The 21307-nt window shown below is 70.9% G+C and carries 16 protein-coding genes; 11 read left to right on the top strand and 5 right to left on the bottom strand.

Annotation, left to right across the window (positions count from 1 at the left end; all coding sequences use genetic code 11):
* The 3 genes from ACIHCM_RS33945 to glgB form a co-directional block, all read left to right on the top strand.
* Positions 1-711 (top strand): alpha-glucosidase C-terminal domain-containing protein (locus ACIHCM_RS33945; RefSeq protein ID WP_399904652.1); only part of this gene is annotated, 711 nt, incomplete at its 5' end.
* A gap of 133 nt (positions 712-844) precedes the next feature.
* Positions 845-2251: a phosphotransferase gene (locus ACIHCM_RS33940; protein ID WP_399904649.1), complete on the top strand. Its 1407-nt coding sequence runs from the start codon at positions 845-847 to the stop codon at positions 2249-2251.
* Positions 2252-2272: 21 nt separating this feature from the next.
* Positions 2273-5077, top strand: coding sequence for a 1,4-alpha-glucan branching enzyme (gene glgB, locus ACIHCM_RS33935; protein WP_399904646.1), 2805 nt, complete (start codon positions 2273-2275; stop codon positions 5075-5077).
* Positions 5078-5170: 93 nt separating this feature from the next.
* Here glgB and ACIHCM_RS33930 read toward each other — a convergent pair whose 3' ends face one another.
* The 4 genes from ACIHCM_RS33930 to ACIHCM_RS33915 all read right to left on the bottom strand — a co-directional run bounded on the left by ACIHCM_RS33930 (position 5171) and on the right by ACIHCM_RS33915 (position 9948).
* A complete protein-coding gene (locus ACIHCM_RS33930) occupies positions 5171-7447 on the bottom strand; it encodes a HelD family protein (RefSeq protein ID WP_399904643.1) in 2277 nt (758 codons plus the stop codon).
* 179 nt (positions 7448-7626) lie between these two features.
* Positions 7627-7959 carry a thioredoxin gene (trxA, locus tag ACIHCM_RS33925; RefSeq protein ID WP_399904640.1) on the bottom strand — a complete coding sequence of 111 codons (333 nt, stop codon included), beginning with the start codon at positions 7957-7959 and terminating at the stop codon, positions 7627-7629.
* A complete protein-coding gene (locus ACIHCM_RS33920) occupies positions 7956-8381 on the bottom strand; it encodes a MerR family transcriptional regulator (RefSeq protein WP_399904637.1) in 426 nt (141 codons plus the stop codon). Before ACIHCM_RS33920 ends, trxA begins: the two co-directional genes overlap by 4 nt.
* 157 nt (positions 8382-8538) lie before the next feature.
* Positions 8539-9948: a cation:dicarboxylate symporter family transporter gene (locus ACIHCM_RS33915; protein WP_399904634.1), complete on the bottom strand. Its 1410-nt coding sequence runs from the start codon at positions 9946-9948 to the stop codon at positions 8539-8541.
* Between the two features lie 173 nt (positions 9949-10121).
* On the opposite strand from ACIHCM_RS33915, the gene ACIHCM_RS33910 reads away from it, so the two are divergent.
* The 6 genes from ACIHCM_RS33910 (at position 10122) to ACIHCM_RS33885 (ending at position 16604) form a co-directional block, all read left to right on the top strand.
* A complete protein-coding gene (locus ACIHCM_RS33910; protein ID WP_399904631.1) occupies positions 10122-11783 on the top strand; it encodes an ATP-binding protein in 1662 nt (553 codons plus the stop codon).
* Positions 11780-12472 (top strand): response regulator, encoded by a 693-nt coding sequence (locus tag ACIHCM_RS33905; RefSeq protein ID WP_399904628.1) that lies wholly within the window; start codon positions 11780-11782, stop codon positions 12470-12472. The genes ACIHCM_RS33910 and ACIHCM_RS33905 overlap by 4 nt, the downstream gene beginning before the upstream one ends.
* Positions 12473-12584: 112 nt before the next feature.
* On the top strand, positions 12585-13961 hold the full coding sequence (locus ACIHCM_RS33900; RefSeq protein ID WP_399904625.1) for an extracellular solute-binding protein: 1377 nt from the start codon (positions 12585-12587) through the stop codon (positions 13959-13961).
* 10 nt (positions 13962-13971) lie between these two features.
* Complete coding sequence (locus ACIHCM_RS33895) at positions 13972-14919, top strand: carbohydrate ABC transporter permease (RefSeq protein WP_399904622.1); 948 nt, start codon at positions 13972-13974, stop codon at positions 14917-14919.
* A gap of 6 nt (positions 14920-14925) precedes the next feature.
* Positions 14926-15765, top strand: a complete 840-nt coding sequence (locus ACIHCM_RS33890) for a carbohydrate ABC transporter permease (RefSeq protein ID WP_399904619.1) — start codon at positions 14926-14928, stop codon at positions 15763-15765.
* A 104-nt stretch (positions 15766-15869) separates the two neighbouring features.
* On the top strand, positions 15870-16604 hold the full coding sequence (locus ACIHCM_RS33885; protein ID WP_399904617.1) for a helix-turn-helix domain-containing protein: 735 nt from the start codon (positions 15870-15872) through the stop codon (positions 16602-16604).
* A 104-nt stretch (positions 16605-16708) separates the two neighbouring features.
* Here ACIHCM_RS33885 and ACIHCM_RS33880 read toward each other — a convergent pair whose 3' ends face one another.
* On the bottom strand, positions 16709-17734 hold the full coding sequence (locus ACIHCM_RS33880; protein ID WP_393105183.1) for an ATP-dependent 6-phosphofructokinase: 1026 nt from the start codon (positions 17732-17734) through the stop codon (positions 16709-16711).
* A 246-nt stretch (positions 17735-17980) separates the two neighbouring features.
* Here ACIHCM_RS33880 and pta point away from each other — a divergent pair, with 246 nt between their 5' ends.
* Positions 17981-20071, top strand: coding sequence for a phosphate acetyltransferase (pta, locus tag ACIHCM_RS33875; protein ID WP_399904614.1), 2091 nt, complete (start codon positions 17981-17983; stop codon positions 20069-20071).
* Positions 20068-21276, top strand: coding sequence for an acetate kinase (locus ACIHCM_RS33870; protein WP_399904611.1), 1209 nt, complete (start codon positions 20068-20070; stop codon positions 21274-21276). The genes pta and ACIHCM_RS33870 overlap by 4 nt, the downstream gene beginning before the upstream one ends.
* The last annotated feature ends 31 nt before the right edge of the window (positions 21277-21307 follow it).

Below are 21307 nucleotides of genomic sequence, written 5' to 3'. Positions count from 1 at the left end.
GAGCTCACGCTCGAGATGGTCACCGACGAAGAGCGCGACTACATGTACGCGGAGTACGCCAAGGACCCGCGCATGCGCGCCAACATCGGCATCCGCCGGCGCCTCGCCCCGCTCCTGGACAACGACCGCAACCAGATCGAGCTGTTCACCGCGCTGCTGATGTCGCTCCCCGGCAGCCCGATCCTGTACTACGGCGACGAGATCGGCATGGGCGACAACATCTGGCTCGGCGACCGCGACGCGGTGCGCACGCCGATGCAGTGGACGCCGGACCGCAACGCGGGCTTCTCGTCCTGCGATCCTGGCCGCCTGGTCCTTCCGGCCATCATGGACCCGGTCTACGGCTACCAGGTCACCAACGTCGAGGCGGCCATGGCGTCGCCCTCGTCGCTGCTGCACTGGACCCGCCGGATGATCGAGATCCGCAAGCAGAACCCCGCCTTCGGGCTCGGCTCGTACACCGAACTCCAGTCCTCCAACCCGGCCGTACTGGCGTTCCTGCGGGAGCACGGCGACGACCTCGTGCTGTGCGTGCACAACTTCTCGCGCTTCCCGCAGCCGACCGAACTCGACCTGCGGGCCTTCAGCGGATGCCACCCGGTCGAACTGATCGGCGGGGTGCGCTTCCCGGCCATCGGTGAACTGCCGTACCTGCTCACCCTCGCGGGGCACGGCTTCTACTGGTTCCGGCTGCGCAAGGACGCCGCCTAGACAGCCCGGGGCGGGGCGGTTTCTCCCGTCCCGCCCGGGGCACGCATCAGTAACACCCCGTCCGCCCGCGTGAGCCGACACCGGCTGACAGCGCCCTCGAGGGCGAACCGGAGAAGGGGAAAGGACGCACGCCATGTCGGAAGCCGTCACCCGCCCCGCCACGGCCGGCCCCGGCCTTCTCGCGTCACTGGATCCGCTGCTGCGGGACTGGCTGCCACGGCAGCGCTGGTTCGCCGGCAAGGGACGTCCGGTCACCGGGTTCACGCCGGTCGCGGCGACCGAACTGCTGCCGGCCGGCGGCAAGCTCGGCCTCTACCACCTGCTTCTGCGGGTCCAGCAGCCGTCCGCACCGGTCCAGGGCACCGGCCACGCCGCCGCCCCGGCCCCCGGCGACTGCTACCAGCTCCTCATAGGAGTGCGCGAGGCGCTGCCACCCCGGCTGGCACCCGCGCTGATCGGTCACGTCACCGACGGCCCCCTCGCCGGGCAGACGGTGTACGAGGCCCTGTACGACCCCCGGCCCGCCGAGGTGCTCCTGGAGGCGCTCCGCACCCAGGCCCGCATCGGCGACCTGCGCTTCGAGCGGGACCCGCACCGGGAGATCCGGCCCGGCCTGGTCAGCCGGGCGGTCACCGCCGAGCAGTCCAACTCCTCGGTGATATACGGAGATACGTTCATTCTGAAGCTGCTCCGCCGCATCGTGCCCGGCGTCAACCCGGACCTGGAGCTGCCGCTCGCGCTGACCCGCGAGGGCTGCCCCCGGGTGCCCGCGCCGACCGCATGGCTGGGCGCGGAGCTGGCCGGGCAGTCGTACGTCCTCGGCGTGCTCCAGCCCTACGTCCAGGGCGCCACCGACGGCTGGGAGCTGGCCCTGCGCGAGCTGGCCAAGGGCGAGGACTTCAGCGCCGAGGCGCGCGCCCTCGGCCGGGCCACCGCCGAGGTGCACACGGCACTGGCCCGCGCACTGCCGACCGTGACCCTCGGCCACACCCAGCTGCGCTCGATGGTCGACGGCATGCTCGCACGCCTCGACCTCGCCGCACAGGCGGTGCCCGCGCTCGGGCCGTACGTCCCGGGACTGCGCTCCGCGTTCGAGGCGCTGGCGGACCTCGCGGCCGAGGGCCACACCTGGACCGCCCAGCGCGTCCACGGCGATCTGCATCTCGGGCAGTGCCTGCGCTCGCCGGCCGGCGAGTGGTCGCTGATCGACTTCGAGGGCGAACCGGCCAAGCCGCTCGCCGAACGCCGGATGCCGCAGCCCGCCGTGCGCGACATCGCCGGGATGCTGCGCTCCTTCGACTACGCGGCCCACTCCGTGCAGCCGCCGGTGCCGGGCTGGGCGGAGCACTGCCGGGCCGCCTACTGCTCCGGGTACGCCGAGGCGGCCGGCCGTGATCCGCGCACCGACCCGGTGCTGCTGCGTGCCCATGAGACCGACAAGGCCGTTTACGAGGTCGTCTACGAGGCCCGGCACCGCCCCGACTGGCTCCCCGTGCCGCTGTCGGCGATACGGCGTCTCGCCTCGACCCAACCGACCTGACCCTCCCAGGAGGCTCCGCCCGTGACCCCCCGTACCACCTCCTCGTCCAGCGGTTCCGACCCGAACATCACGGCCGGGGAGACCACGGCCCCTCAGGAGAAGGCCGCCGTGCCCAAACAGGCGACCGCGCCGGAGGAGACGGCCGCACCGACGACGACGGCGAAGACGACGCCGAAGAAGGCGACCACGAAGAAGACCGCGGACGAGAAGACTGCCGCGAAGAAGGCGGTCACGAAAAAGGCGGTCACGAAGAAAGCCGCGGTGAAGGCGGCCACCGGCAAGACGGCGGCCGCTTCCGAGAAGGCGGCGGCGAAGAAGGCGCCCGCCAAGAAGGCTGCGCCCGTCAAGAAGACCGCGGCCGGGAAGAAGACCGCGCCCGTCAAGAGGACCGCGGCCGGAAAGACCGTCGCGAAGAAGGCCACGGCCAAGACGGCGGCGAGTACGACAGCGCCAGCGAAGAAGACCGCCGCCGCGAAGAAGGCCACGGCGGCGGAACGGCTGACCACCGCCGCGAAGCGTGCGTCCGCGAAGAAGACCGCGCCCGCCAGGAGCGCTGCGACGGCCGCGAAGGCTCCGGACGCCAAGCCCGCCGCCCCGGCCGAGGCTGCCGCCGCCGAGAAGGCTTCCCCCACTCCCCTCTCCCCCGCCCTCGGCCCCGCCGACCGCGGGCGTCTGCTCACCGGCGCCCACCACGACCCGCACTCCGTCCTCGGCGCGCACCCGGCACCGGACGGTGGCGTGATCTTCCGCGTCTTCCGCCCCTACGCCCTGTCCGTCACGGTCGTCGCCGGCGACCGCAGGGCCGAGCTGCACGACGACGGCGACGGCTTCTTCTCCGCGCTGCTGCCGCTCACCGAGGTCCCCGACTACCGGCTCAGCGTCGCGTACGGGAGCACGGTCCAGGACACCGACGACCCGTACCGGTTCCTCCCCACCCTCGGCGACCTCGACCTGCATCTGATCGGCGAGGGCCGGCACGAGCAGCTGTGGCGGGCGCTGGGTGCCGAGCCGATGACGCACCAGGGTGTGACCGGCACCCGCTTCACGGTGTGGGCGCCGAACGCGCGCGGCGTGAGCCTGGCCGGCGGCTTCAACTACTGGGAGGGCACCGGATTCCCGATGCGCTCGCTGGGCGGCACCGGCGTCTGGGAACTCTTCGTGCCCGGCATCGGTGAGGGCGAGCTGTACAAGTTCGAGATCACCCGGCCCGACGGTTCGAAGACCCTGCGCGCCGACCCGATGGCCCGCCGCACCCAGTCCCCGCCGGACACCTCGTCCATCGTGACCGCTTCGCGCTACGAGTGGGGCGACGCGGCGTGGCTGGAGCGGCGCGGAGAGGTCCCCGCGCACGAGGCGCCGTTCTCCGTGTACGAGGTGCACCTCCCCTCCTGGCGCACCGGACTGACGTATCGTCAACTCGCGCGGGAGCTGCCCGCCTACGTCAAGGACCTGGGCTTCACCCATGTCGAGCTGATGCCGGTCGCCGAGCACCCCTTCGGCGGCTCCTGGGGCTACCAGGTCACCGGCTTCTACGCGCCCACGGCCCGCCTGGGGACCCCGGACGACTTCCGGTACTTGGTCGACGCCCTGCACCAGGCGGGCATCGGCGTCCTCATGGACTGGGTGCCGGCCCACTTCCCGCGGGACGACTGGGCGCTGGCCGAGTTCGACGGGCGCCCGCTGTACGAGCATGCCGACCCGCTCCGTGCGGCCCATCCCGACTGGGGGACGCTGGAGTTCGACTTCGGCCGCAAGGAGGTGCGCAACTTCCTGGTCGCCAACGCGGTCTACTGGTGCGAGGAGTTCCACATCGACGGGCTGCGCGTGGACGCCGTGGCCTCGATGCTCTACCTCGACTACTCGCGCGAGCCCGGCCAGTGGACGCCGAACGAACACGGCGGCCGGGAGAACCTGGACGCGGTGGCGTTCCTCCAGGAGATGAACGCGACGGTGTACCGCCGGGCGCCCGGCGTCGTCACGATCGCCGAGGAGTCCACGGCGTGGGACGGCGTCACCCGGGCCACCCACCACAAGGGCCCGAGCGGATTCGGCGGCCTGGGCTTCGGCCTGAAGTGGAACATGGGCTGGATGCACGACTCGCTTCAGTACATGAGCAAGGAGCCGGTCCACCGCAAGTACCACCACCACGAGATGACGTTCTCGATGGTGTACGCGTACAGCGAGAACTACGTCCTGCCGATCTCCCACGACGAGGTGGTGCACGGCAAGCGGTCGCTGGTGTCGAAGATGCCGGGCGACTGGTGGCAGCAGCGCGCCAACCACCGTGCCTACCTGGGCTTCATGTGGGCCCACCCGGGCAAGCAGCTGCTGTTCATGGGGCAGGAGTTCGCGCAGGGCGCGGAGTGGTCCGAGGCGCACGGTCCGGACTGGTGGCTGCTCGACCCGCAGTACGGCGCCGAGGCCGACCACCGTGGCGTGCGCGACCTGGTCCGCGACCTCAACGCCGTCTACCGGCACTCGCCGGCCCTCTGGCAGCGCGACACCCATCCCGAGGGTTTCCGGTGGATCGTCGGCGACGCCGCCGAGGACAACGTCCTGGCCTTCCTGCGTCATGACGCCACGGGCGCCCCGCTGCTGGCGATCAGCAACTTCTCCCCGGTGGTCCGCCACGACTACCGGGTGGGCGTCCCCGACGAGATCCCGGCCTGGCACGAGACCCTGAACACGGACTCCGCCCGCTACGGCGGCAGCGACGTGACGAACCCCGACCCGCTCAAGCCCGAAGCCCTCCCCTGGCACGGCCACCCGGCGAGCATCCGGCTGACGCTGCCGCCACTGGCGACGGTCTGGCTGCAGCCGTCGTAGCCGGCGCCGCGCCCGCCCCACCGCCCGGCCGTCCGGTTCGGGTGGTGGAGCGGGCGCGCCATGCCGGGGGCCCGTGGCTGCCCTCCAGGGCCGTCAGGCGGACGCCGGGGACGGCTCGGTCAGGCCTCGCGGCAGCGGGCCCGTGTGCAGTACGCCCAGCCGTTGGGTCGCGCGGGTCAGGGCGACGTACAGGTCGCTCGTGCCGTACCGGCCCGGCTCGACGACCAGCACGGAGTCGAACTCCAGGCCCTTGGCCTGACGCGGCTCCAGGAGGACGACCGTGTGCGTCAGGTCCGGCTCGGCGCCCGCCGTCACACCGTCCAGCTGGGCGGCGAGCCGCCGGTGCAGTTCGCGCGGTGCGATGACGGCCAGCCGCCCCTCGGCCGGGGTGAGCTCCTCGACCGCCTTCGCGACCGCCCCGGGCAGGTCGTCCGTCGCGCGGATCCACGGACGTACCCCTGTGGACCGCACGGAACTCGGCGGTTCGAAGTCCGGGTCCTGCGCCCGTACGACCGCCGCCGCGAGGTCCATGATCTCGGCGGGCGTGCGGTAGTTGACGCCGAGGCGGGTGTGCTCCCAGCGGTCCTGGACATAGGGCTGGAGGATCTTCGACCAGGAGCCGGCCCCCGCCGCCTGTGCCGTCTGCGCGGGATCCCCGACCAGCGTCATCGACCGCGTCGGGCTGCGGCGCATCAGCAGCCGCCACGCCATCGGCGACAGCTCCTGCGCCTCGTCGACGATGATGTGCCCGAACGCCCAGGTACGGTCGGCCGCCGCCCGTTCCGCGGCACTGCGGTGGTCGTCCTCCTCGTGCCGCTCGGCGAACCGCTCGGCGTCGATGATGTCGTGCGCGGACAGCACCTCCGAGCTGTCGGGGTCGCCGTCCTCCTTGTCCTCGAACTCGTACGTCCGGGACGCGTAGGAGACGTCCAGCACGCCCTGCGCGTACGACACCTGCCGCTCCCGTTCCCGCTCGGCCCGCGCCCGCGCCGCGCGGTCGTCCTCGCCGAGCAGCTCGGCCGCCTCGTCGAGCAGCGGCACGTCCGCGACGGTCCACGCCCGCGTCACCGGCCGCCGGATCGCCGCCGCGTCGGCGTCCGCGACGTACCCCTCGGGCGCCGCGAGGAAGTCGGCGACCAGCCGCTGCGGAGTCAGGACCGGCCACAGCTGGTCGATGGCCGACCAGACTTCCGGGTTCTCGGCGATGTCGTCGCGGATCTGGGTGATGTCACTGGGGTCGAGGAGGTTGGAGCCGTCGTACGGGTCGGTGCCGACCCGCTCGGCGTACAGCTCGGTGAGCGTGTTGAGGATGTGCCCCTCGAAGTGCTCGCGCGCGGCGTTGTGCGGCAGCCTGGCGGCCCGGGTCCGCTCGCGGGCGACGCCGACGAGGCCGTCGTCGAGCATCAGGATCTCGCGGTCGTGCTCGATGGCGATCACCGGGTCGGGCAGCGCCTGCCGGTCCCGGACGACATCGGCGAGCACGTCGGCCATCGCCGCGCGGCCCTTGACCGCGGCCGCCTCCGGGGTGTCGGCCGCCGTCGCCTTCACGCCGGGGAAGAGCTCACCGACCGTGGCCAGCAGCACGCCCGTCTCGCCCAGCGAGGGCAGCACCTCGCCGATGTAGCCGAGGAAGGCGGGGTTGGGGCCGACGATCAGGACGGCCCGCTTGGCGAGCAGTTCCCGGTGCTCGTACAGCAGGTACGCCGCCCGGTGCAGGGCCACCGCCGTCTTGCCGGTGCCGGGGCCGCCCTCGACGACCAGGACACCGCGGTGCGGGGCACGGATGATCTCGTCCTGCTCGGCCTGGATGGTCTGCACGATGTCGGTCATCCGGCCGGTGCGCGCGGAGTTCAGCGCGGCCAGCAGGACCGCGTCCCCGCTGGGGTCCTCGTACCCGGTGCGGGTGTCGTCGCCGACGTCGAGGAACTCGTCGTGCAGGGCGGTGACGCGACGGCCCTCGGTGGAGATGTGCCTGCGGCGGCTGAGCCCCATCGGCGTGTGCCCGGTGGCCAGGTAGAAGGGGCGGGCGACCTCGGCCCGCCAGTCGATCAGGATCGGGGTGCGCTCGGTGTCGCCGGCCCGCAGGCCGATCCGGCCGATGTGGTGGCCGGCACCGGAGGCGAGATCGATCCGGCCGAAGCACAGCGAGCCGTCCACCGCGTTCAGCGCGGCGAGCAGCCCGGATCGCTCGGCGACCAGGATGTCCCGCTCCAGGCGGGCCTGCATCGGCTTGTCGCCCTGCGCGAGCGCGTCGGTGACGGATGCCTCGGCGTCGCCACGCAGCACGTCGACGCGCGCGTACAGCCCGTCGATGAATTCCTGCTCGCGGCGCATTTCATCGTCTGGAAAGTCTACGTTTGACGAATCCATGTTTGACAATTCCGCTCCCGCCCGCATATACTGTGCTCACTGGTCTTCTTCGCGACCTTATTTCCTGAAGTCGCGAACCATTGAATATACGCAAAGAAATCCCCCGGGCGCAATTGCCCGGGGGATTTCTTTGCTTCGGCAGAGCTACTCCGGCACGTCCGCTCAGGGCGCGGTGCGGTTCACAGCGCGTCCGCGATCTCCTCCAGGAGCCGGCGCTTCGGCCGGGCCCCCACCATCGACCGCACGGGCTCACCGTCGCGGAAGACGATGAAGGTCGGCATCGACAGCACCTTGTAGGCGCGGGTGATCTCCGGATTGTGATCCACGTCCAGCTGCACCACCTTCAGCCGCTCCCCCTCCTGAGCCGCCAGCGCGCTCAGGACCGGCGCCATCTGCCGGCACGGAGGGCACCAGTCGGCGGTGAACTCCACCAGCACCGGCAGCTCGGACCCGATCACCTCCGCCGCGAAGTCCGCGTCCGTCACTTCGGCCACACCCGCAGCCTTGCTCAACGCTGCCCTCCCAGTTCGCACACAGGTTCCGGGCCGCCCGGAACCGTCGCGTCGGCGGCCAGCCGGTCGCGCGCCCGCTCGGCCCGCGCCAGCTGCGACCCCACCTGGGCCCGCACGGACTGCAACTCACCGATCAGGGCGTCGAGTTCGTCCAGCTTGCGCCGGTAGACCGCGAGCGAGGCGGGGCAGGAGTCGCCCTCCGGATGCCCGGCCCGCAGGCACTCCACGAAGGGCCGCGTCTCCTCCAGGCCGAACCCGAAGTCCTGCAACGTCCTGATCTGCCGCAGCAACTTCAGGTCCCGCTCGTCGTAGTCCCGGTGGCCCTTCGTGTCCCGGCGCGCGGGCAGCAGCCCGCGCGCCTCGTAGTACCGGAGCGTGCGCGTGGTGGTCCCGGCCCGTTCGGCCAGCTCGCCGATTCGCATGCCCACGAACGTAAGCCTTGACGTCGGCGTCAAGGCAACGCACCGACGTCAAGGCGACGGGAGGCCGGGCAGAGGTGGGCCCGGGCGGCTGAGCGACGGGGGGAGCAACTCAGCCGCCCGGGCGTGTGAGGGCAGCAGCCCGCGGAGGAACGAGGGATCAGGCCTTCGCCAGTTCCTTCTCGCCTTCCACGTCGCCGTCTCCGCGCTGCTCCGGCATCTCCGCCTCGCCGTCGGCGCCGCCGCCGTGGCCGTCGTCCAGCAGCGTCTTCTCGTCGAACGGCAGCCGGCCCGCGAGCACCTCGTCCACCCGCTCCCTGTCGATCTCCTTGGTCCAGGTGCCGATCAGCACGGTGGCGACGGCGTTGCCCGCGAAGTTGGTCAGGGCGCGGGCCTCGCTCATGAAGCGGTCGATGCCGACGATCAGGCCGACGCCGTCCACCAGGGCGGGCTTGTGGGACTGGAGCCCGCCCGCGAGGGTGGCCAGACCCGCGCCCGTCACACCGGCGGCACCCTTCGAGGCGACCAGCAGGAACAGCAGCAGCGGGATCTGCTCGCCGATACCCATCGGCGTGCCCATGGCGTCGGCGATGAACAGGGACGCCATGGTCATGTAGATCATGGTGCCGTCGAGGTTGAAGGAGTAGCCGGTCGGGACGGTGATGCCGACGACCGGCTTGCTGACGCCGAGGTGCTCCATCTTCGCGATGAGCCGCGGCAGCGCGGACTCCGAGGAGGAGGTGGACAGGATCAGCAGGAACTCACGGCCCAGGTAGGTGAACAGCGTCAGGATGTTCAGGCCGGAGACGAGCCGCAGCAGCGCGCCGAGCACGAGGAAGACGAACAGCACGCAGGTGACGTAGAAGCCGAGCATCAGGACGGCGAGGCTCTTGAGGGCGTCGAGGCCGGCGGAGCCGGTGACGGCGGCGATCGCGCCGAAGGCACCGATCGGGGCGGCCCACATGATCATCGCGAGGATGCGGAAGACGAGCCGCTGGATGTGCTCGATGCCGCGCAGGATCGGCTGCCCGGCGGAGCCCATGGCCTGCAGCGCGAAGCCGGCGAGCAGGGCGATGAGCAGGGCCTGGAGCACCTCGCCCTCGGTGAAGGCGGAGACGATGGTGGTCGGGATGATGCCGAGCAGGAAGTCGCCGGTGCTCTTGGCCTCCGCGTCCACCTGCGCCTGGCCCGTCTCGCGGACGGCGTCGGTGAGGGCGAGGCCGGTGCCCGGGTCAATGATGTTGCCGACGACCAGGCCGATGGCGAGCGCCACCAGTGACATGACCAGGAAGTAGACGAGGGCGATACCGCCGACCGCGCCGACCTTGGCGGCCTTGCGTACGGAGCCGATACCCAGCACGATCGTGCAGAAGATGATCGGCGAGATCATCATCTTGATCAGGTTCACGAAGCCCGTGCCGATCGGCTTCAGCTCGACGGCGAAGCCCGGAGCGGCCAGGCCCACGGCGATGCCGAGCGCGACCGCGACGATCACCGCGATGTAGAGGTAGTGGGTGCGGTCCCGCTTGGCGCGGGGTGTGGCAGGTGCCGTGTCGGCTGCGCTGGTCACGACTGCCCTCCTTGACGACGTCATCGGCATCACCGGCGTGCGGCTCACGTCCGGGGGAACGTCCGGGGCGGTGCCCGCGGACGAAGGAATGCCGTGACTATCTCCCGAGCTGTGAGGGCGGTCACCCTTCCGTTCATTTAGTTCACGCTTAACCGTCGGGGCACACTGACGGCATGCGCATCCCGGTCCCGAGAGCCCGTAGCCTGGCCGGCCAGCTGTTCGCCATGCAGGCCGTGCTGATCGCGGTGCTCGTCGCCGGTTACGCGCTGTTCACCTACGTCAGCGACCGCAACCAGGCCGAGGACGCGGCGGGCCGCCAGGCGATGGCGGTGGCCCGCGCGATCGCCGACTCCCCGTCGGTGCGGGAGGCGATCCGCACCTCCGACCCGACGGCACCGCTCCAGCCGTACGCCCTGAGGGTCATGCGCGACACGGACGTCGACTTCGTCACGATCATGGACCCGCGGGGGATCCGCTGGACCCACCCCGACCCGGCACAGATCGGCGGCCGCTTCCTGGGCCACATCGAGCCCGCCCTGCGGGGCGCGTCCTTCACCGAGACCTACACGGGCACCCTCGGCCCCTCCGTCCGCGCGGTCACCCCCGTCCAGGACGGCCGGCGCATCGTCGGCCTGGTCAGCGCGGGCATCCGGGTCGAGGCGATCACCGAGCGGGTCCGGAGCCAGCTCACCGCCCTGATCGGCACCGCGGGCGGCGCCCTGGCCCTCGGCGCCGTCGGCACCTACGTCGTCAACGCCCGCCTCCGCCGCCACACCCACGGCATGAACGCGACCGAACTGAGCCGGATGCACGACTACCACCAGGCCGCCCTGCACGCCGTGCGGGAGGGACTGCTGATGCTCGACGGCCAGTACCGGGTGGCGCTGATCAACGACGGCGGGCAGGAGCTGCTCGGCATGCCCGGCGACGTGGTGGGCCGCTCGGTGGCCGACCTGGGTCTGCCGGCGCCGCTGACGGGCGCGCTGCTGTCCGCGCAGCCACGGGTGGACGAGGTCCACCTGACGGCGGACCGGGTGCTGGTGGTCAACACGTCACCGGTGTCGGGCGGCGAGCGGCGCGGGACGGTCGTGACGTTGCGGGACGTGACGGAACTCCAGTCGCTGATGGGCGAGCTGGACTCGGAACGGGGTTTCTCACAGGCGCTCCGCTCCCAGGCGCACGAGGCGGCGAACCGCCTGCACACGGTCGTGTCGCTGATCGAACTGGGCCGGGCCGAGGAGGCCGTCGCCTTCGCCACGGCGGAACTGGAACTTGCCCAGGCCCTCACCGACCAGGTCGTCGCGGCGGTCAACGAGCCGGTGCTGGCGGCCCTGCTGCTCGGCAAGACGGCGCAGGCGAACGAGCGGGGTGTGGAGCTCGTGGTGTCGCAGGACAGCGCACTGGACGACGGGCTGCTGCCGCCGTCGCTGCCCGCACGGGACCTGGTGACCATCCTCGGCAACCTGATCGACAACGCGGTGGACGCGGCGCAGGGCAGCGCACGGGCGCGGGTGACGGTGACGGCGTACACGGCGGGCGGCGAGCTGGTCCTGCGGGTGGCGGACACCGGTGAGGGCCTGGCTCCCGAGCACGCCGAGCGGGCCTTCCAGAAGGGCTTCACGACGAAGCCGTCCGGGCCCGGGGGACGGGGTCTTGGCCTCGCCCTGGTCCGGCAGGCGGTGCACCGGCACGCGGCGACGCTGTCGGTGTCGCAGGCCGGTGACGGAGGAGCGGAGTTCGAGGTGCGGTTGCCGCTGTCGCAGGAGGTCCGGGTGGGCGGCGGGTCCGGTCTCACGGCGGACGCCGCCGGTACGGGCGCGGGAGATCACGCATGACCCAGGAGGAACCGATCCGGGTGCTGGTCGTCGAGGACGACCCCGTGGCCGCGGACGCGCATGTGCTGTACGTCGGGCGCGTTCCCGGCTTCGTCGCCGTGGGGAAGGCCCACACGGGAGCGGAGGCACGGCGGGCCCTGGAGCGCACGCCGGTCGATCTGCTCCTGCTGGACCTGCACCTGCCCGACGTGCACGGGTTGCAGCTGGCGCGGTCGCTGCGGGCGGCGGGCCATCACGCGGACGTGATAGCGGTGACGTCGGCCCGGGACCTGGCGGTGGTGCGGGAGGGGGTGTCGCTGGGCGTCGTGCAGTACGTCCTGAAGCCCTTCACCTTCGCCACACTTCGGGACCGTCTGGTGCGGTACGCGCAGTTCCGGGGCGCGGCGGGCGAGGCCAGCGGCCAGGACGAGGTCGACCGCGCCCTGGCGACGCTGCGGGCACCGGGCCCCGTGGCGTTGCCCAAGGGCCTGAGCGGACCGACGCTGGAACGCGTGACCTCGGCGCTGCGCGAGGGCGAGGAGGGCCTGACCGCGGCCGGAGTGGCCGAGGCGGTGGGCATCTCCCGCATCACGGCCCGCCGTTACCTGGAACACCTGGTGGACGCGGGGAGAGCGGGCCGCAGCCCGCTGTACGGACAGGTGGGACGGCCGGAACTGGTGTATCGGTGGGTGCGGGAACAGCGGAGTTAGACAGCAGAATGTCATGTCAATCCGACGCAGACGCATTGACCTGACTAGACCACTCCTCATACGTTCACCGGGCCACAACCCCAGGCCACAACGACGTAGGCCCCAGGAGGTCATGCTCGTGCGCCCCAAAGCCTCCCTCCCCGCCGTCCTCGCCCTCGCTGTCGCCGCCGCGGGCACCCTCACCGCCTGCGGCGGGGGAGCAGGCAGCGATCCGGACACGGTGAAGGTCTCCTTCAAACAGTCCACGGACAACTCCGTCAAGGTGATGGACACCTTCCTCGCGGACATCAAGAAGCAGTTCGAGAAGGCCAACCCCGGCAAGAAGGTCGAGCTCGTCCCGATCAAGGCCCCGGACTCGGAGTACTACACCAAGCTCCAGCAGATGCTCCGCTCCCCCAAGACGGCGCCGGACCTGGTCTACGAGGACACCTTCCTCATCAACTCGGACATCACCAGCGGCTACCTCAAACCCCTCGACCCATACCTCGCCAAGTGGCAGGACTGGAACCAGTTCATCGACACGGCGAAGGCCGCGGCCAAGGGCGAGGACGGGAAGACGTACGGCATCCCGGACGGCACGGACACCCGGGGCCTGTGGTTCGACAAGGCCGTCTTCGAGAAGGCCGGCCTGCCCGCCGACTGGCAACCGAAGACCTGGGACGACGTCCTGGAGGCCGCCCGCACGATCAAGCGGAAGGTCCCCGGCGTCACGCCCCTCAACGTCTACACCGGCAAGCCCGCCGGCGAGGCCGCCACCATGCAGGGCTTCCAGATGCTGCTCTACGGCACGAACGACGGCACGGCCGACCCGCTCTACGACGAGCAGTCCAAGAAGTGGATCGCCGGCAGCAAGGGCTTCAAGGACGCCCTCACCTTCGTCGAGACGGTCTACAAGGAGAAGCTCGGCCCGGACGTCGCCGACGCCCTCGACCCCAACTTCGCCACCCGCGTCCGCGGTGAGCTCCTCCCCGAGGGCAAACTCGGCATCAACCTCGATGGTTCCTGGCTCCCGCAGGACTGGCTGGAGGGCAGCGGCCACGAGTGGCCCGAGTGGTCGGACAAGCTGGGCCTCGCCGCCATGCCCACCCAGAACGGCCAGGCACCGGGGAAGGTGAGCATGTCCGGCGGCTGGACCTGGGCGATCCCCGCCAAGGCGGGCAACCCGGACCTCGCCTTCGAGTTCATCAAGACGATGCAGACGAAGGCGAACGCCCAGAAGTGGTACGTCGCCAACTCGGGCATCGCGGTCCGCGAGGACGTCGCCGCCGACCCCGCCTACGTCGAGGCCCAGCCCGGCATCAAGTTCTTCACCGACCTGGTCGCCACCACCCACTACCGGCCCGCCTTCCCGGCATACCCGAAGGTCTCCACCGCGATCCAGGAGGCCATGGAGGGCGTCACCACGGGCGAGATGTCGGTCGAGGAGGCGGCGAAGGCCTACGACGAGGAACTGAAATCGGCGACGGACGACCAGGTGATCCAGAAGTGAGCCGCAGTTCATGACGACAGCCCCCGCGACGGGCCCCGGTCCCGGCCTCACCAAGAGGCCGGGACCGGTCCCCCCGGACTCCGCGCCGAAGCACCACCCGCTCTCCCGTTCCCTGCTGCGGGTCCTCCCCCTGTCCCCCGCCGTGGTGCTGCTGCTCCTCTTCCTGGCAGGGCCGATCGGGTACTGCGCCTACATCGCGTTCACCGACCTCCAGCTGACCGGCCAGGCGGCGGAGTCGTTCATCGGCTTCGAGAACTTCCGTACCGCGTTCGGGGACGAGGCCTTCCTGAACGCGGTGTGGCTGACCCTCGTCTTCACGGTCGTCTCGGCCCTGATCGGCCAGAACACGCTGGGGCTCGCGCTGGCGGCGCTGATGCAGCGCGCGTCGAAGCCGATCCGCACCCTCACCGGCGGCATCGTCATCACGGCGTGGGTCCTGCCGGAGGTCGTCGCCGGCTTCCTCCTCTACGCCTTCTTCCGCCGCGAGGGCACCCTGAACGCCATCCTGGACTGGCTCCATCTCCCCTCCCAGAACTGGCTGTTCACGCTCCCGATCCTGGCGGTGTCGTTCGCGAACGTATGGCGGGGCACGGCGTTCTCGATGCTGGTCTACTCGGCGGCGCTGGGTGAGATCCCGAAGGAGATCACGGAGGCCGCCGAGGTCGACGGCGCCGGCGGCTGGCGCCGTATGTGGCACATCACCCTGCCGATGATCCGCCGCTCCATCGGCACGAACCTGATGCTGATCACCCTCCAGACCCTGTCCGTCTTCGGCCTGATCTGGGTGATGACCAGGGGCGGCCCGGGCGGCAAGAGCCAGACGCTCCCGCTCTTCATGTACGAGGAGGCCTTCCAGAAGAGCATGATCGGCTACGGCACCGCGGTAGCCCTGCTGCTGCTCGTGGTGGGCTCGCTGTTCTCGGTGATCTATCTGCGCCTGCTGCGGACGGAGGTCTGACACCCCATGGCCCGGACTCCCTCTTCCCGCAGCACCACGCACCGCCTGGCCGCCGACGCCGGCCTCCTGGTGGTGGCCGCGGCGTTCTGCCTCCCCCTGCTGTGGGTGATCCTGTCGGCGCTGGACCCGAGCGCGGGTCTGCGGGTGAAGCTCCCGGACGGCGTGACGACGGCCAACTTCGAAGCCGTCCTGACGCCCGACATCACCTTCACACCGCTGCTCAACAGCCTGCTCCTGTGCGGCGGCGGCACGCTGCTCACCGTGGCCTGCGCCGCCCTCGCCGCCTATCCGCTGTCCCGCTTCCGCTCCCGCCTCAACCGCCCGTTCCTGCTGACGATCCTCTTCGCCACGAGCCTGCCGATCACGGCGATCATGGTGCCGGTGTACGCCCTGTTCGTGCAGGTGAACCTGATCGACACGATGCAGGGCACGATCTTCTTCTTCGCCGCCTCCCAACTCCCCTTCGCCATCTGGCTGATGAAGAACTTCATGGACGGCGTGCCGAAGGAGCTGGAGGAGGCGGCCTGGACGGACGGCGCGTCCCCGCTCCAGTCGCTGCTGCGGATCGTGCTGCCGCTGATGGGGCCGGGCGTGGCGGTGGTGACGGTGTTCTCGTTCGTGATGATGTGGGGGAACTTCTTCGTCCCGTTCATGCTGCTGCTCACCCCGGACCAGATGCCGGCGGCGGTGAGCATCAACGAGTTCTTCGGCAATCGCGGGACGGTGGTGTACGGGCAGCTGGCGGCCTTCTCGATCATCTACTCGACGCCGGTGATCCTGCTGTACGTGCTGGTGGCGCGGCGGCTCGGCAGTGGATTCGCGCTGGGCGGGGCGGTCAAGGGGTGAGGCGGCCGGGGTGTCCGTACGCCGGGCACCGGGGAACCGTATGTTCCTACAATCGGTGATCCTGTCCGAACGGACCGTAGTCAGGACACCCCGGCACCTCTAGCTTGTGGCCCGTGCGCCAACCCCCAGCCAGACCGAACCAGCCCTCCCCGTCCAATCCCCCGTTCAACGCCCCCGCCGCCCGGCGCCTGCGTGCCGGCCTCGGCATGGGTCCCGAGCACGTGGCCTACGGCATGCGCTCGTCGTACGGGCTGCCGTACGTCACCCCGGACCTCGTCATCGCCTGGGAACGCGGGGTCACCCACCCCAGCAGCCCCGAACTCACGGCCCTCGCGGGAGTGCTGTGGTGCTCGCCGGGTGAACTCATCGGCCGTCCCCGCACCCTGCGCGAGCACCGCATCTCCCGTGGCCTCGCCCCGGAGGACGTCGCCCGCGGTGTCGGCCTCGAACTCCCCGCCTACCTGCGGATGGAGGAGAGCGGCAGCTGGCGTGGCAACGAGCGGCAGTCCGCCGCCCTCGCCGACGTCCTCGGCCTCGAACTGCCCGACTTCGTCGCCGTCACGGGCCGCGAGGACAAACTCGCCGACCTGCTGCACAGCGCGGTGACCACCCGCTGGCAGGCCTACGTCCGCCCGGTGGGCAAGGCGGTGCCCCTGGACCGCGCGGTCCTGGAGGCCGCACTCCAGGAACTGCACCGCGAGTACCAGGGGCAGATGGTCGCCACCCTCAGCTGGGGCGGCGGCAGCCAGGAAACCAGCGACAACGGCCGCGAGTTCCTCGACCGGATCATCGACCACTTCTGGACGGCCGTGGAGCACAGCGGGCCGCCCCGGCGCTGAGGGGACCCGGAGCGGGCCGTGGTGGCGCGCCGCGGCCCGGAACCGGCCCGCGGTGCCCGCCGCGGCCTGGTGCCGCAACAGGCAACGTTCGCCCCGTCGCGGCACTAGAACACCGACTCGGCCTCGTCCATCCGGTCCTTCGGCACCGTCTTCAGCTCGGTGACCGCCTCCGCCAGCGGCACCATCACGACGTCCGTACCGCGCAGCGCGGTCATCCGGCCGAACTCCCCACGATGCGCCGCCTCCACCGCGTGCCAGCCGAAGCGGGTGGCGAGCACCCGGTCGTACGCCGTCGGCGTGCCGCCGCGCTGGACGTGGCCGAGGATGACCGGCTTGGCCTCCTTGCCGAGGCGGCGCTCCAGTTCGTACGCCAGGGCCGTACCGATGCCCTGGAAGCGCTCGTGGCCGTACTGGTCGATCTCGCCCTTGCCGTAGTCCATGCTGCCCTCGGTGGGGTGGGCGCCCTCGGCGACGCAGATGACGGCGAACTTCTTGCCGCGCGCGAACCGCTCCTCGACCATCTTCACCAGGTCGGCGGGGTCGAAGGGCCGCTCGGGCAGGCAGATGCCGTGCGCACCGGCGGCCATGCCCGACTCCAGGGCGATCCAGCCGGCGTGGCGGCCCATGACCTCGACCACCATCACCCGCTGGTGGGACTCGGCCGTCGTCTTCAGGCGGTCCATCGCCTCCGTGGCGACCCCCACCGCGGTGTCGAAGCCGAACGTCCGGTCCGTCGACGAGATGTCGTTGTCGATGGTCTTCGGCACGCCGACCACCGGCAGACCCGCGTCGGACAGCATGCGGGCCGCCGTCAGGGTGCCCTCGCCGCCGATCGGGATCAGGGCGTCGATGCCGAACTCGTGGATCATGTCGGACGCGTTCTCGCATGCCTCGCGCAGCCGGTCGCGCTCGAGCCGGGAGGAGCCGAGGATGGTGCCGCCGCGGGCCAGGATGCCGCTGACCGAGTCGAGGTCGAGGCCACGGTAGCGACCGTCCAGCAGGCCCGCGTAGCCGTCCTCGAAGCCGATCACCTCGTCGCCGTACTGGGCGACCGCTCGGTGCACGACCGACCGGATCACGGCGTTCAGGCCGGGGCAGTCGCCGCCTGCGGTGAGAACTCCGATGCGCATCGTGCTGTGTCTCCTGCTCGCTGTTGATACCGGTGAGCCACTGCCGATTGTTTCACGTCCCTCAGGCGCGCAGCGCGACGACACCTTGACGGGCGCCTTATCTAGGCCGAGGGGTATTGTCAAGAGGGTTCCGCTCGCCCCGGCGGGCGATTTTTGCGATCTGAGGGCCCCGGGGGCCTCCGATTCGCCGCTGAACAGAAGATTCACCCGCATCAACCCCCGCTTCAGACGAAACGGAGAGCACGCGTGACGCGCAGCGTGTACGTGACCGGTATCGACCGCGGCGACGGCCGCCAGGTCGTCGAACTGGGGGTCATGGAGCTCCTGACCCGGCAGGTCGACCGGGTGGGCGTCTTCCGCCCCCTCGTCCACGACGGTCCCGACCGCCTCTTCGATCTGCTGCGCGCCCGCTACCGGCTGTCGCAGGACCCGGCCACGGTCTACGGCTTGGACTACCAGGAGGCCTCCGCCCTGCAGGCCGAACGGGGGACGGACGAACTGGTGTCCACGCTGGTCGACCGCTTCCACCGGGTCGCGCGGGACTACGACGTCGTCCTCGTCCTCGGCACCGACTACGCCGACACCCAGTTCCCGGACGAGCTGGCCCTCAACGCCCGGCTCGCCAACGAGTTCGGCGCGTCCGTGATCCCGGTCGTGGGCGGCCGCAAGCAGACCACCGAGTCCGTGCTCGCCGAGACCCGCAACGCCTACCGCGCCTACGACGGGCTCGGCTGCGACGTCCTGGCCATGGTCACCAACCGGGTCGCCCGCGAGGACCGCGACGAGATCGCCGACCGGCTCGCCACCCGGCTGCCCGTCCCCTGCTACGTCCTGCCCGACGAGCCCGCCCTCTCCGCCCCGACGGTCGCCCAGATCGGCCACACCCTCGGCGCCAAGGTGCTCCTCGGCGACGAGTCGGGGCTGGCACGGGACGCGCTCGGGTTCGTCTTCGGCGGGGCCATGCTGCCGAACTTCCTGGCCGCCCTGACGCCGGGCTGTCTCGTCGTCACCCCGGGCGACCGCGCCGACCTCGTCGTCGGCTCGCTCGCCGCGCACAGCGCGGGCACCCCGCCGATAGCCGGCGTGCTGCTCACCCTGAACGAGGTGCCGAGCGACGACGTCCTCACCCTCGCCGCCCGCCTCGCCCCGGGCACCCCGGTGCTGTCGGTGTCCGGCAACAGCTTCCCCACCGCGGAACAGCTGTTCTCCCTGGAGGGCAAGCTGAACGCGGCCACCCCGCGCAAGGCGGAGACCGCGCTCGGGCTGTTCGAGCGGTACGTCGAGACCGGCGACCTGCTCAAGCGGGTGAGCGCGCCGAGCAGCGACCGCGTGACGCCGATGATGTTCGAGCACAAACTGCTGGAGCAGGCCCGCTCCGACCGCCGGCGGGTCGTCCTGCCGGAGGGCACCGAGGAGCGGGTGCTGCACGCCGCCGAGGTGCTGCTGCGCCGCGGGGTCTGCGACCTCACCCTGCTCGGTCCCGTCGACCAGATCCGCAAGAAGGCCGCGGACCTCGGTATCGACCTCGGCGACTGCCGGCTGATCGACCCGTCCACCAGCGAGCTGCGCGACGCCTTCGCGGAGAAGTACGCCGCCCTGCGCGCCCACAAGGGCGTGACCGTGGAGCTGGCGTACGACGTCGTCTCCGACGTCAACTACTTCGGCACCCTGATGGTCCAGGAGGGCCTCGCCGACGGCATGGTGTCGGGGACCGTGCACTCCACGGCCGCGACCATCCGCCCGGCCTTCGAGATCATCAAGACCAAGCCGGACGCCTCCATCGTCTCGTCCGTATTCTTCATGTGCCTCGCCGACAAGGTCCTCGTCTACGGCGACTGCGCGGTCAACCCCGACCCGGACGCCGAGCAGCTCGCCGACATCGCCATCCAGTCGGCGTCCACCGCCGCCCGCTTCGGTGTGGAACCGCGGATCGCGATGCTGTCCTACTCCACGGGCACGTCCGGCTCGGGCGCCGACGTCGACAAGGTGCGCGAGGCGACCGAGCTGGTGCGGCAGCGGCGTCCCGACCTCAAGATCGAGGGGCCGATCCAGTACGACGCCGCCGTCGAGCCGAGCGTCGCCGCGACCAAGCTGCCCGGCTCGGAGGTGGCGGGGCAGGCCAGCGTGCTGATCTTCCCCGACCTGAACACCGGCAACAACACCTACAAGGCCGTGCAGCGCTCGGCCGGCGCGATCGCCGTCGGCCCGGTCCTGCAGGGTCTGCGCAAGCCGGTCAACGACCTGTCGCGCGGCGCGCTCGTCCAGGACATCGTCAACACCGTCGCCATCACGGCGATCCAGGCCCAGACCCCGAGCGAGAAGGCAGCCCAGCTGTGAGTTCCACCCGCGTCCTCGTCCTCAACTCCGGCTCCTCGTCGGTGAAGTACCAGCTGCTCGACATGCGCGACAGCAGCCGGCTCGCGGTGGGCCTCGTCGAGCGGATCGGCGAGCAGACCTCCCGGCTGAAGCACAGCTGTCTCGCCACCGGCGACACCCGTGAGAAGACCGGGCCCATCGCCGACCACGAGGCCGCGCTCAAGGCGGTGGCCGAGGAACTCGGCCGGGACAGCCTGGGCCTCGACTCCCCCGAACTGGCCGCGATCGGTCACCGGGTGGTGCACGGCGGGCTGTTCTTCACCGAGCCCACCGTCATCGACGACGAGGTGCTCGCCGAGATCGAGCGGCTGATCCCGGTGGCCCCGCTGCACAACCCCGCCAACCTCACCGGCATCCGCACCGCCCAGGCGCTCCGCCCCGACCTGCCCCAGGTCGCCGTCTTCGACACCGCGTTCCACACGACGATGCCGGAGCCGGCCGCGCGCTACGCGATCGACCCGAAGATCGCCGACCGGCACCGGATCCGCCGCTACGGCTTCCACGGCACCTCGCACGCCTACGTCTCCCGCGAGACCGCGCGGCTGCTGGGCAAGGACCCCTCCGAGGTCAACGTCATCGTGCTGCATCTGGGCAACGGCGCCTCCGCCTCGGCGGTCGAGAAGGGCAGGTGCGTGGACACCTCCATGGGGCTGACGCCTTTGGAGGGGCTCGTGATGGGTACACGCTCCGGTGACCTGGACCCGGCCGTCATCTTCCATTTGGCCCGCGTCGGCGGAATGGACATGGACGAGATCGACACTCTCCTCAACAAGAGGAGCGGTCTGTTCGGCCTGTGCGGGGACAACGACATGCGGGAGATCCGGCGCCGGGTCGACGAGGGCGACGAAGAGGCGGCACTCGCCTTCGACATCTACATCCACCGCCTGAAGAAGTACATCGGCGCCTATTACGCGGTGCTCGGCACGGTGGACGCGGTGGCCTTCACCGCCGGTGTCGGCGAGAACGCGGCGCCCGTGCGCGCGGCGGCCGTCGAGGGCCTGGAAGGGCTCGGCCTGGCCCTCGACCCGGAGCGCAACGCCGTACGCGGAGAGCAGGCGCGGCTGATTTCGCCGGATTCCGCGCGAGTGGCGGTGGCCGTGGTACCCACGGACGAGGAACTGGAGATCGCGACACAGACCTTTGCACTGGTCGGAAAGAACACCTGAGCAGCACCGCGCCCATTTGTATCTTCCGCCA

It is taken from the genome of Streptomyces sp. NPDC052023, assembly GCF_044548465.1.
In the GTDB taxonomy this organism is placed as follows: domain Bacteria; phylum Actinomycetota; class Actinomycetes; order Streptomycetales; family Streptomycetaceae; genus Streptomyces.
This window is presented reverse-complemented; position numbering and strand designations above follow the sequence as displayed.

What these genes read in the sequence shown, in the direction of transcription:
- ACIHCM_RS33890 (WP_399904619.1), top strand. Translation starts at nt 14,926, where the DNA reads ATGGCCCGGACTCCCTCTTCCCGCAGCACCACGCACCGCCTGGCCGCC.
- ACIHCM_RS33895 (WP_399904622.1), top strand. Translation starts at nt 13,972, where the DNA reads ATGACGACAGCCCCCGCGACGGGCCCCGGTCCCGGCCTCACCAAGAGG.
- ACIHCM_RS33905 (WP_399904628.1), top strand. Translation starts at nt 11,780, where the DNA reads ATGACCCAGGAGGAACCGATCCGGGTGCTGGTCGTCGAGGACGACCCC.
- ACIHCM_RS33940 (WP_399904649.1), top strand. Translation starts at nt 845, where the DNA reads ATGTCGGAAGCCGTCACCCGCCCCGCCACGGCCGGCCCCGGCCTTCTC.
- ACIHCM_RS33910 (WP_399904631.1), top strand. Translation starts at nt 10,122, where the DNA reads ATGCGCATCCCGGTCCCGAGAGCCCGTAGCCTGGCCGGCCAGCTGTTC.
- ACIHCM_RS33900 (WP_399904625.1), top strand. Translation starts at nt 12,585, where the DNA reads ATGCTCGTGCGCCCCAAAGCCTCCCTCCCCGCCGTCCTCGCCCTCGCT.
- ACIHCM_RS33930 (WP_399904643.1), bottom strand. Translation starts at nt 7,447, where the DNA reads ATGGATTCGTCAAACGTAGACTTTCCAGACGATGAAATGCGCCGCGAG.
- ACIHCM_RS33920 (WP_399904637.1), bottom strand. Translation starts at nt 8,381, where the DNA reads ATGCGAATCGGCGAGCTGGCCGAACGGGCCGGGACCACCACGCGCACG.
- ACIHCM_RS33880 (WP_393105183.1), bottom strand. Translation starts at nt 17,734, where the DNA reads ATGCGCATCGGAGTTCTCACCGCAGGCGGCGACTGCCCCGGCCTGAAC.